The following is a 7,207-nucleotide window of genomic DNA, read 5'->3' as shown; positions in this document are numbered from 1 at the left end:
AAGCAAGCAAGCAAGCAAGCAAGCAAGCAAGCAAGCAAGCAAGCAAGCAAGCAAGCAAGCAAGCAAGCAAGCAAGCAAGCAAGCAAGCAAGCAAGTGCTGAAATAACAGAATATCACGACGGTATAAGTTTTATTTTGTATTTTAACTGTAAGAATAAAAACCATAGAGTTTTAAATGGATGTTATGATGAAAAATATTTTTTTTACTGTTGTTCAGCTTTTGGTTGCATCATTTGTTTTCGCACAAATGCCTCAGGTAAAGGTTGAGGAGGGGGTACTAGAAGGAATTACCTTGTCAAGCGGGGTAGAGTCTTTTCGAGGGATTCCTTTTGCAAAACCGCCAGTAGGCGACCTGAGGTGGAAAGAACCGCAAGCTGCTGAACATTGGTCTGGTATTCGTAAGGCAGATCATTTTGGTTATTCTCCGATGCAGAAACCGATCTATGGGGACATGCGATTTCGGTCACCAGGGATCAGTGAAGACTGTCTCTACCTGAATGTATGGCGTCCAAAGACCCTTGGTTCGGGCAAACTTCCTGTTTTAGTTTATTTTTACGGCGGAGGTTTCAATGCTGGTGATGGATCGGAAAATCGCTATGATGGTGAAAGTTTTGCCAAAGAAGGTCTTATTGTCGTTACTGTCAACTATCGCCTTGGTATCTTTGGCTTTTTTGCGCATCCAGCATTAACCGAGGAATCTCCGAAACATGCTTCCGGAAATTATGGACTGCTGGATCAGCATGCAGCTTTGGTTTGGGTCAAAAAAAATATTGCTGCATTTGGTGGGGATCCCGATGCCGTCACTATCGGTGGTGAGTCGGCAGGGAGTATGTCGGTTTCTGCCCAGATGACGAGTCCGTTGTCCAAAGGACTATTTAAACGTGCTATCGGTCAGAGCGGAAGTGTTTTTAACTTGCGGTATGGCACGGCCTCTATTACTGAGCAAGAGCAACAGGGGACTGCGTTTGCAACGCGCATAAATGCCGAGGGGCTTGATAAGCTGCGTAAAATTCCTGCGGCAGAACTCCTTGATAAAGCCAGCGAACCGGGGGCCTTTGCGACCCGTTTGATTGTTGACGGCTATTTTCTGCCTAAATCTCCTTTGGCTATTTTTGAGGCAGGGGAACAGTCTAAAGTCCCGCTACTTGCAGGCTGGACGTCTACGGAAGCTCCATATACCGCCTACATGGGTAAATTGTATCCATCTCCGGAGAATTATGAAAAATTAGTAAGAGCACAATATGACCTTAAGGCTGACGAAGTGCTCAAGCTTTATCCTGGAAAGACAGAGGCGGAAGTCATTCGGTCAGCAACTGCCTTAGGTAGCGATAATTTTATCGTTTATAGTACCTGGAAATGGCTTGATCTGCAACGAAAGAATAGCGGTCAGCCAGTCTACGTTTATATATTCGGTAAACCGCGACCACCCATGCAACCGGCATACCGCGATGCTCAAACCGGGCTTGCCGGCGGAATTACCAAGAAATCTGCGCAGGAAGCTAAGGAAAAAAGCCCACAGCCCCTACCGGGTGCTTTCCATGCGAGTGATATTGAATATTTATTGGGAAATCTGCAGAGCAATGATGTCTTTGCATGGACGGAAGACGATTACAAGGTATCAAAACTTGGTCAGCAGTACTTTATTAATTTTATCAAGACGGGCGATCCAAATGGAAAAGGGCTCGCAACCTGGCCGAAAACAACAGCAAAAGATAAACGCATGAATATTCTGAATTTGAATATTGAGGTGAAGGCGTCTGCTGAAGAATTTCGGAACAGATATCTTTTTCTGGATAAATTGTTTGTCGACCGTGAAGATAAATTCAGGTAGACGCCTTCTTTACTCAACTTACCGCAGTGGTTAAGCCGGTTGTCTATCAGGTAAATTAAAGTGCTTTTTATTTTACACCCAAATAAAAACTATTTATCGCAAAGGGCTGTTATCAGATAGACTTTTGATAAAAGCGTATGGACGATATTGCCCTATGCAGGGAGATGTTAGACCGAGGACAGGTTTATCAAGAATCGTTTGTTGAATAGCGAGGGGCAACCAATTTAGGAAACTGAAGTACGATTTATGGCGTTTATTTTTGTAAATGATACGCATATAGAGCAAACTTGGATATATGACAATAAATCCTGATGTGATTATTATAGGCGGTGGTTTGGCCGGACTTACAAGTGCATTGCATCTGTCTAAACAAGGATTCAACGTGACGTTAATCGAAAAACATGATTTTCCTCGTCATAAGGTTTGCGGCGAATATGTTTCGAATGAAATTTTGGCCTACCTACATTGGCTGCAAGTGGATGTTGAATCGCTATATCCAACACACATTCAGGAGCTTGAGTTCACAACAGAAGGCGGGCAGATGAATAGGGTCAGGTTACCCTTGGGTGGGATTGGTATCAGTCGTTACGCGTTGGATGATCTGTTATATCAGCAAGCAAAAAGTAATGGCTGTACAATTGTTATTGCTACTGTAACAGGTATATCCTTTAGCGCTGATACATTTACTGTTTCGTTTCAAGATCAGGTATTAAGATCAAAAATTGTACTGGGCGCGTATGGAAAACGCAGCAATATCGATCAGCTCTTATCCCGTGATTTTATAACGAAAACCTCTCCTTGGATGGCTGTTAAGGCACACTATTCGGGCGATTTTCCGAATGACCTAATTGCCTTGCATCATTTTGAAGGAGGCTATTGTGGGATTTCCAAGGTCGAAGATAAGCGGATAAATTTATGTTATCTTGCCGATGTAAAAACGTTCAAGAGATACAAAAACATAGGTGATTATCAGAAGTATGTTTTGTCTAAAAACAGACATCTTAAGTATTTTTTTGAGCACAATAGGCTACTTTTTGAAAAACCGCTCACGATCAGTCAATTTTCATTTGATAAGAAATCAACGGTAGAAAACCATATTCTTATGATTGGTGATACAGCCGGTCTTATTCATCCATTGTGCGGAAATGGGATGGCGATGGCGATACACAGTGCAAAAATAGCTTCTGAGCTTGTCCTGGAATATTACCGGGGTCATATTCATTCACGAAAGCAATTGGAAAAGGCTTATGTCAAGCAATGGAATCGAACGTTTAAAAGACGCCTCTTATTCGGACGACTTCTGTCGCGGCTGTTAAGCTATAAAATAGGGACCGCAGTTTTAATGAAGACTGCCTCATTTTTTCCGAAAATGCTCAGCTGGATTATTAAACAAACTCATGGAAATGCAAGGTCAATAAAATGGGAATAAACACAAAACAGAGAACATCGGAGAATGAGATCATGGACGATTTTCTGCTCGAAGGAGAAGAACTTCGGACCACATTAGACAGGATAGCAAAGATTAATCGTTTTTTAGGCGGAAATAGCATTACGCTGAACGGTGTAAAAAAATTGCTTTCAACCAGCTGCAAGAATGAAACAATAACGATTGTGGATATCGGTTGTGGCAATGGGGACATGCTTCGCATGTTGAGCGATTATGGCAATAGACATCATATTAAGCTTTCAATGCTCGGTATAGATGCCAACCCCTATACAATAAATTATGCGGGGGATTTGTCTAAAGATTATACCAATATATCCTATTTGTGTGCGGATATCTTTGAAGAGAATTTTGAAGATGTCAAGTATGACATTGTTCTGTGTACGCTTACCATACATCATTTTGACGATGAAGAGATCCTTCGTTTGCTAGGTAGTCTGGTCAACGTATCAAAATTAGGGGTCGTCATTAACGATTTACAAAGGAGTAAAATTGCTTACCGGCTTTTTCAAACCATTGCTGTTCTTTTTAGGTTAAATAGAATGACAAAAGTGGACGGGCTTGTTTCTATACTGCGTGGGTTTAAAAAAGAGGAACTTACACAATTCTCCAATAAACTGAAATTAGAAAATTATAGCATCCAATGGAAATGGGCCTTTCGTTACCAGTGGATAATTTCCAATATATGAATGTTAAAATAATAACTGTTGCTAAGCAACTCCCTAAATACTCTTGTTCAACCGTTGATATCCTTCCGCTATTGGATATCTGGCTCCATGGACAAGAGCCTCGCTTTATTAAGAAGATCAAGAAACTTTTCGAAGGCTCCGCCGTGGAAAGACGATATGCTATTATGGATCCGCAAGAGGTCTTCACTGCGACGTCTTTTGAAGAAAAAAATAATGTGTACTGCCGGGAGGCAATGGTCCTAGGGGAGCAAGCACTTCGTAAGGCCCTTGAACAGACGGGATGGGATCCGCAGTCTCTGGATTATATCATTACAGTGAGTTGTACTGGAATTATGATCCCCTCCTTAGACGCGTATCTCATCAATAAGATGAAACTCCGACAGGATATTGTGCGGTTACCAGTTGCCGAAATGGGCTGTGTTGCCGGTGTTTCAGGTATTATTTATGCTAAAAATTTTCTTCAGGCCAATCCAGGCAAACGTGCTGCGGTCATTGCTGTAGAAGCGCCAACAGCAACTTTTCAGCTGGAAGATTTCTCCATGTCAAATATGGTCAGTGCCGCAATATTTGGAGATGGTGCAGCTTGCTGTCTGCTTTCCTCCGGCGAGTCAGACAATGGTCCGGTGATTCTTGATCAGGAGATGTACCATTTTTATGATGCGGAAGATATTATGGGATTTAAGCTGACAAACAGCGGTATGCAGATGATACTGGATGTTGAAGTGCCGAATGTAATCGCGTCTCATTTTGATGCCGTTATACATCTATTTTTGAAGAAGAATCAGCTTAAAATTAAAGATATTGATTACATGATTTTTCATCCAGGTGGGAAAAAGATAGTCGCTACAATCGAAGATATTTTTGCTGAATTTGATAAAGATATTGAGGATACTAAGGCTGTGCTGGCACAGTATGGTAATATGTCGAGCGCTACCGTGTTATATGTCCTCGAACGTATTATGAAACGTAGTCCTCAGGTCGGTGAATTAGGGCTGATGCTGAGTTTCGGTCCTGGATTTTCGGCGCAGCGCGTTTTATTAAAGTGGTAACCTACAAAATTTGAATGATGGATCTGAATTCTATACTAGCGAAATTGCCTTACAGTGCCCCGTTTTTATTTGTCGATGCGTTGACCCATGTCGATGCGGAAGGTGTTGCAGGTACCTATACCTTTGATGAAAATTTGGATTTTTATAGAGGACATTTTAATGAAAAAGCGATCACTCCGGGCGTTATTCTGATCGAAACGATGGCCCAAATAGGTTTAGCTTGTTTGGGAATTTTTCTGCTCAATAAAGACTTTATACAGGGCTCTTCTATTGCATTGACTTCTACTGAAATACAATTTTTAAAACCCGTGTATCCGAAGGAAAAAGTGACGGTAATTTCAAAAAAAATATATTTTAGGTTTGGAAAGTTAAAGTGTGCGGTTGCGATGAAAAATGAAGCTGGACAGGAGGTTTGTAAAGGAATATTGGCAGGTATGATTACCGAGGAGCTATGAAGAGAGTTGTCATTACAGGATTAGGGGTCGTTGCACCCAATGGAGTGGGCGTACCGGCCTTTACACAGGCGCTAAAAGAGGGTGTCTCCGGTGTTAGACATGATGTGCAGTTGGAAAAATTGCAGTTTTCCTGTCAGATTGCTGGAATGCCACAAGTATCGGATGATCTCAAAAGACAATATTTCACGGAACTTGAGCTCAGGGGTTTTAACAGTACAGGCATATTATACGGTGTCATAGCTGGAATGGAGGCTTGGACAAATGCAGGTTTTCCTATTGCCTTAAATTCGGCCCCCGATTGGGATAGCGGAACAGTCTTTGGTTCAGGCACCTCAGGTATCGATAAGTTTCGGGAGAGTATTTATAAAATTGATGAGCTGCAAACACGTAGGCTAGGTAGTACAGTCGTTGCCCAAACGATGAACAGTGGTGTCAGTGCATATTTAGGTGGGAAATTAGGGCTCGGAAATCAGGTGACCACCAATTCCTCTGCCTGTGCTACCGGAACCGAAGCAATTCTAATGGCCTATGACCGGATTAGGTCCGGAAGAGCAAAGCGCATGCTAGCAGGTAGTACTGGAGATAGTGGGCCTTATATTTGGGGCGGTTTTGATGCACTGCGTGTCTGTAGTTCGCAATATAATGACCGCCCTGCGGAAGGATCTCGCCCAATGAGTGCAACAGCCGCAGGATTCGTCCCGGGGAGCGGAGCTGGAGCCCTGTTACTGGAAGATTTGGAAAGTGCCTTAGAACGCAAGGCCATGATATATGGCGAGTTATTGGGTGGTCAAGTAAATTCTGGAGGGCAACGGGGAACGGGCAGTATGACAGCTCCAAATGCTGATGCTGTACGCCGATGTATTGCGGAAGCCCTAAAAAATTCGGGCGTCTCCGGATGGGATGTCGATTCCATAAACGGTCATTTAACGGCAACGGCCAAAGATGCTTTTGAAATAGAAAACTGGACTGAGGCCCTTGGGCGTAAAGGGAAAGATTTTCCATTGATAAACTCGCTAAAAGGAATGACTGGGCATTGTCTCAGTGCGGCAGGTAGCATCGAATGCGTGGCCACAGTTTTGCAATTATATCATGGATTTGTATTTGGAAACAGTAATTGTACTGATTTACATCCTGAGATTGCAGCAATGATAGATCCATCAAGAATACCATTACTTCAAGTTGATGTCAAACCTTATATTATAGCCAAAGCGAGTTTCGGATTTGGGGATGTAAATGCCTGTTTAATATTTAAAAAATTTGATAACTAAACCTATGAACAGAGAAGAATTGATCGGTGCTTTAAAGCCAATTATAGCACCTTACACAACAAACGAAGAAGCATTTGGACAGCTTACAGAAAAGACTGATTTTATGCGTGATCTACAAATCAATTCAGCAAATTTAGTTGATATTGTCCTGGATATCGAAGATCAATTTGGGATCGTTATTGAAAATTCCGATATGGAACGTATGCTTAATGTCGGAGCTGCAGTCGAAATAATCGAAAGCAAGTTACAAGAAAAATGATTGGTAATGACGTTATCGACCTGGTTCAGTCCAGAAAAGATAGTAATTGGAGACGTAGGGGCTTTGTTTCTAAGCTATTTAATGAGCATGAACAACTGTTGATTGTGAACAGTCCTGATGGATATAATGTTGAAGTTGACCCCTCCGCTGGACATACTGACCCCTCTAACAAGGCTTTTTTCAGTCCAACTGATGACCTGACAATATTACTT

Annotated in this window: 9 protein-coding genes; all 9 read left to right on the top strand. The window is 42.2% G+C overall.

What is annotated here, in order from left to right:
* Nucleotides 1-267, top strand: a 267-nt coding sequence (locus L1283_RS28045; protein ID WP_429626779.1) for a hypothetical protein, incomplete at its 5' end; no start/stop codon positions are given.
* On the top strand, nt 185-1,831 hold the full coding sequence (locus L1283_RS28040; RefSeq protein ID WP_429626778.1) for a carboxylesterase/lipase family protein: 1,647 nt from the start codon (nt 185-187) through the stop codon (nt 1,829-1,831). The genes L1283_RS28045 and L1283_RS28040, both read left to right, overlap by 83 nt.
* 295 nt (nt 1,832-2,126) lie before the next feature.
* Entirely contained in the window at nt 2,127-3,260 is a 1,134-nt protein-coding gene (locus L1283_RS28035) for an NAD(P)/FAD-dependent oxidoreductase (RefSeq protein ID WP_429626777.1), read from the top strand.
* Nucleotides 3,251-3,964 carry a methyltransferase domain-containing protein gene (locus tag L1283_RS28030; RefSeq protein WP_429626776.1) on the top strand — a complete coding sequence of 238 codons (714 nt, stop codon included), beginning with the start codon at nt 3,251-3,253 and terminating at the stop codon, nt 3,962-3,964. The genes L1283_RS28035 and L1283_RS28030 overlap by 10 nt, the downstream gene beginning before the upstream one ends.
* Nucleotides 3,961-5,013 (top strand): type III polyketide synthase, encoded by a 1,053-nt coding sequence (locus L1283_RS28025; protein WP_429626775.1) that lies wholly within the window; start codon nt 3,961-3,963, stop codon nt 5,011-5,013. Before L1283_RS28030 ends, L1283_RS28025 begins: the two co-directional genes overlap by 4 nt.
* Nucleotides 5,014-5,027: 14 nt before the next feature.
* Entirely contained in the window at nt 5,028-5,468 is a 441-nt protein-coding gene (locus tag L1283_RS28020; RefSeq protein WP_286849105.1) for a 3-hydroxyacyl-ACP dehydratase FabZ family protein, read from the top strand.
* Nucleotides 5,465-6,736 carry a beta-ketoacyl-[acyl-carrier-protein] synthase family protein gene (locus L1283_RS28015; protein WP_286849107.1) on the top strand — a complete coding sequence of 424 codons (1,272 nt, stop codon included), beginning with the start codon at nt 5,465-5,467 and terminating at the stop codon, nt 6,734-6,736. The genes L1283_RS28020 and L1283_RS28015 overlap by 4 nt, the downstream gene beginning before the upstream one ends.
* A gap of 4 nt (nt 6,737-6,740) precedes the next feature.
* Nucleotides 6,741-6,995 (top strand): acyl carrier protein, encoded by a 255-nt coding sequence (locus tag L1283_RS28010; protein WP_182981180.1) that lies wholly within the window; start codon nt 6,741-6,743, stop codon nt 6,993-6,995.
* The coding region (locus L1283_RS28005; RefSeq protein WP_429626774.1) for a hypothetical protein at nt 6,992-7,207 on the top strand (216 nt) is incomplete at its 3' end. The genes L1283_RS28010 and L1283_RS28005, both read left to right, overlap by 4 nt.

Origin of the sequence: Sphingobacterium sp. HSC-15S19, assembly GCF_050433745.1 — a bacterium.
Taxonomy (GTDB): domain Bacteria; phylum Bacteroidota; class Bacteroidia; order Sphingobacteriales; family Sphingobacteriaceae; genus Sphingobacterium; species Sphingobacterium siyangense.
The sequence above is the reverse complement of the archived record's forward strand: the minus strand, read 5'-3'. Positions and strand labels throughout refer to the sequence as shown.